The sequence below is a fragment of the Mesorhizobium sp. M4A.F.Ca.ET.020.02.1.1 genome (genome assembly GCF_004022645.1).
Classification (GTDB): domain Bacteria; phylum Pseudomonadota; class Alphaproteobacteria; order Rhizobiales; family Rhizobiaceae; genus Mesorhizobium.
The window spans coordinates 1-3,645 of the sequence record NZ_RZOI01000625.1 but is presented as its reverse complement, the minus strand read 5'-3'; the positions used below and the strand labels follow the sequence as shown (position 1 = coordinate 3,645).

Here is a 3,645-nt window from a genome sequence, read left to right as displayed (position 1 = left end):
TTCCCGGCTGATCAACAGCCCGGTGTTCTCCAGCGAGGATCAGGCCAAGGCGATCGCCGCGATCGTCGCCAAGGCAAAGCTCGGCGGGCTCGCCGGCAATTTCCTGCGCGTCGTCGCCAAGAACCGCCGCCTGTTCGCCGTGCCCGGCATGATCAAGGCTTTCCGCCGCATCGCCGCCGATCATCGTGGCGAGGCTTCGGCCGAGGTCACCTCGGCGCATGCGCTGACGGCGGCGCAGGAGACCGAACTGAAGGCGGCGCTGAAGGGCGTTGCCGGCAAGGACGTGGCCATCACGGTCACCGTCGACCCGTCGCTCCTCGGCGGGCTGGTGGTCAAGATGGGCTCGCGCCAGATCGATACGTCGCTCAAAACCAAACTCAATTCGCTCAAGCTTGCACTGAAAGAGGTCGGCTGATGGACATCCGCGCCGCGGAAATTTCCGCAATTCTGAAAGACCAGATCAAGAATTTCGGCAAGGAGGCCGAGGTCTCCGAAGTCGGCCAGGTGTTGTCCGTCGGTGACGGCATCGCCCGCGTCTATGGCCTCGACAATGTCCAGGCCGGCGAAATGGTCGAATTCCCGGGCGGCATCCGCGGCATGGCGCTCAACCTCGAAGCCGACAATGTCGGCGTCGTCATCTTCGGCAACGACCGCGACATCAAGGAAGGCGACACCGTCAAGCGCACCGGCGCCATCGTCGACGTTCCGGTCGGCCCCGGCCTGCTCGGCCGCGTCGTCGACGCGCTCGGCAATCCGATCGACGGCAAGGGCCCGATCAAGGCGACCGAACGCAAGCGCGTCGACGTCAAGGCGCCCGGCATCATTCCGCGCAAGTCGGTGCACGAGCCGATGTCGACCGGCCTTAAGGCCATCGACGCGCTGATCCCGGTCGGCCGCGGCCAGCGCGAGCTGGTCATCGGCGATCGTCAGACCGGCAAGACCGCGATCATCCTCGACACGATGCTGAACCAGAAGTCGGTGCACGACAACGGCCCCGAGGCGGAGAAACTCTACTGCGTCTACGTCGCCGTCGGCCAGAAGCGCTCGACCGTCGCGCAGTTCGTGAAGGTGCTGGAAGAGCGCGGCGCACTCGACTACTCGATCATCATCGCCGCAACCGCGTCCGACCCGGCGCCGATGCAGTTCCTGGCGCCGTTCGCCGGCTGCACGATGGGCGAGTATTTCCGCGACAACGGCATGCATGCCCTCATCAGCTACGACGACCTGTCGAAGCAGGCAGTCGCCTACCGCCAGATGTCGCTGCTGCTGCGCCGCCCGCCGGGCCGCGAAGCCTATCCGGGCGACGTCTTCTACCTGCACTCGCGCCTGCTTGAGCGCGCCGCCAAGCTCAATGATGACAACGGCAACGGCTCGCTGACCGCGCTGCCGGTCATCGAGACGCAGGCCAACGACGTGTCGGCCTACATTCCGACCAACGTGATCTCGATCACCGATGGCCAGATCTTCCTTGAGACCAACCTGTTCTTCCAGGGCATCCGTCCGGCGGTCAACGTCGGCCTGTCGGTGTCGCGCGTCGGCTCGTCGGCGCAGATCAAGGCGATGAAGCAGGTTGCCGGCTCGATCAAGGGCGAGCTCGCGCAGTACCGCGAAATGGCGGCCTTCGCGCAGTTCGGCTCCGACCTCGACGCCGCCACGCAGCGCTTGCTCAACCGCGGCTCGCGCCTGACCGAGCTCCTCAAGCAGCCGCAGTTCTCGCCGCTCAAGACCGAAGAGCAGGTCGCGGTGATCTTCGCCGGCGTCAACGGCTACCTCGACAAGCTGGCGTTGAACCAGGTCGGCAAGTTCGAGCATGGCCTGCTCAGCCACATGCGCTCGGCCGGCAAGGACGTGCTCGACGCCATCCGCAAGGAGAAGGCGCTGTCGGACGATCTGCGCGCCAAGCTGAAGGCCGAGATCGACGCCTTCGCCAAGACCTTCGCCTAAGAAGAAGCCGGACGGACGGGATCAGGTTTGAAGCATGCCTTCATTAAAAGACCTTCGTAACCGTATCGCCTCGGTCAAGGCGACGCAGAAGATCACCAAGGCGATGCAGATGGTCGCCGCGGCGAAGCTGCGCCGCGCGCAGGAAGCGGCGGAAGCAGCGCGTCCCTATTCCGAGCGGATGGGCGCGGTGCTGGCCAACATCACCCAGGCGATCGGCGGCGGTGGCGATGCGCCGGCGCTGATGACCGGCACCGGCAGGGACGACGTGCATCTGCTCGTCGTCTGCACGGCCGAGCGCGGCCTGTGCGGCGGCTTCAATTCGCAGATCGCCCGCCTCGCCCGCGACCACATCCGCAAGCTCCTGGCCGACGGCAAGCAAGTCAAGATCATCTGCGTCGGCAAGAAGGGCTACGACATACTGCGCCGCGACTATGCCTCGCTGATCATCGACCGCGTCGACCTTCGCGAAGTGCGCACGCTTGGCTTTGCCAATGCCGACGCGATCGCCAAGAAGGTCATCCACCTCTTCAACGAGGGCGGCTTCGACATCTGCACGCTGTTCTATTCGCAGTTCAAGTCGGTGATCAGCCAGATCCCGACGGCGCAGCAGATCATCCCGGCGGCCGCCGCTTCGGCCACCGCCGAGGCGACCAACGGCGCCAACGCCGTCTACGAATATGAGCCGGAGCCGGGCGAAATCCTCTCCGATCTCATTCCGCGCAACATCTCGGTCCAGATCTTCCGCGCGCTGCTCGAAAACGCAGCCGGCGAGATGGGCGCCAAGATGAGCGCCATGGACAATGCGACGCGCAACGCCGGCGACATGATCAACAAGCTGTCGATCACCTACAACCGCCAGCGGCAGGCGCAGATCACCAAGGAATTGATCGAAATCATTTCGGGCGCCGAGGCGCTCTAGTCGCGTGCCCATGTGGAGGTCGCTGACCTCCATGCGGAAATCGCGAGAAACAGAAAGACGAAAAAGGGCAAAGACGATGGCGAAAGCAGCTACCCCGAAGACCGCCGCCAAGGCGGCACCGGCCCCCAAGGCGGCGGCACAGGCTCCGGCAGCGGCCGCGAAGGCCGCTCCAGCCAAGAAGGCGGCGGCACCGGCAAAGGCCGCGCCGGCCAAGGCGGCGAGCGTCGCCGTCAAGAAGACCGGCGCCGTCGGCAAGGTCCGCCAGGTCATCGGCGCCGTCGTCGACGTGCAGTTCGCCGACCACCTGCCGGCGATCCTGAACGCGCTGGAAACCTCCAATGTCGGCAACCGCCTCGTGCTCGAAGTCGCTCAGCATCTCGGCGAGAACACCGTGCGCTGCATCGCCATGGACTCCACCGAAGGCCTGGTCCGCGGCCAGGAAGTCTATGACACCGGCGCGCCGATCTCGGTGCCGGTCGGCCCCGGCCTGCTCGGTCGCATCATCAACGTCATCGGCGAGCCTGTCGACGAGGAAGGCACGGTCGACGGTGTCGAACAGCGCGCCATCCACCAGCCGGCTCCGGCCTATGTCGACCAGTCGACTGAAGCGCAGATCCTGGTCACCGGCATCAAGGTTCTCGACCTGCTCGCTCCTTACGCCCGCGGCGGCAAGATCGGCCTGTTCGGCGGCGCCGGCGTCGGCAAGACGGTGCTGATCCAGGAACTGATCAACAACGTCGCCAAGGCGCATGGCGGCTTCTCGGTGTTCGCCGGCGTCGGCG

The 3,645-nt window shown here is 65.5% G+C and carries 3 protein-coding genes and 1 pseudogene; all 4 read left to right on the top strand.

Features of this window, described 5'->3' with window-relative positions:
* A partial coding sequence (locus tag EN742_RS28095; protein WP_128333527.1) for a F0F1 ATP synthase subunit delta occupies positions 1 to 415 on the top strand: 415 nt, incomplete at its 5' end.
* Complete coding sequence (gene atpA, locus EN742_RS28090) at positions 415 to 1,944, top strand: F0F1 ATP synthase subunit alpha (RefSeq protein ID WP_127404726.1); 1,530 nt, start codon at positions 415 to 417, stop codon at positions 1,942 to 1,944. The genes EN742_RS28095 and atpA, both read left to right, overlap by 1 nt.
* Positions 1,945 to 1,978: 34 nt before the next feature.
* On the top strand, positions 1,979 to 2,863 hold the full coding sequence (locus EN742_RS28085; protein ID WP_127404727.1) for a F0F1 ATP synthase subunit gamma: 885 nt from the start codon (positions 1,979 to 1,981) through the stop codon (positions 2,861 to 2,863).
* A gap of 76 nt (positions 2,864 to 2,939) precedes the next feature.
* Positions 2,940 to 3,645: pseudogene (locus tag EN742_RS28075) on the top strand (F0F1 ATP synthase subunit beta); the annotation flags it as partial.

What these genes read in the sequence shown, in the direction of transcription:
- atpA (WP_127404726.1), top strand. Translation starts at nt 415, where the DNA reads ATGGACATCCGCGCCGCGGAAATTTCCGCAATTCTGAAAGACCAGATC.
- EN742_RS28085 (WP_127404727.1), top strand. Translation starts at nt 1,979, where the DNA reads ATGCCTTCATTAAAAGACCTTCGTAACCGTATCGCCTCGGTCAAGGCG.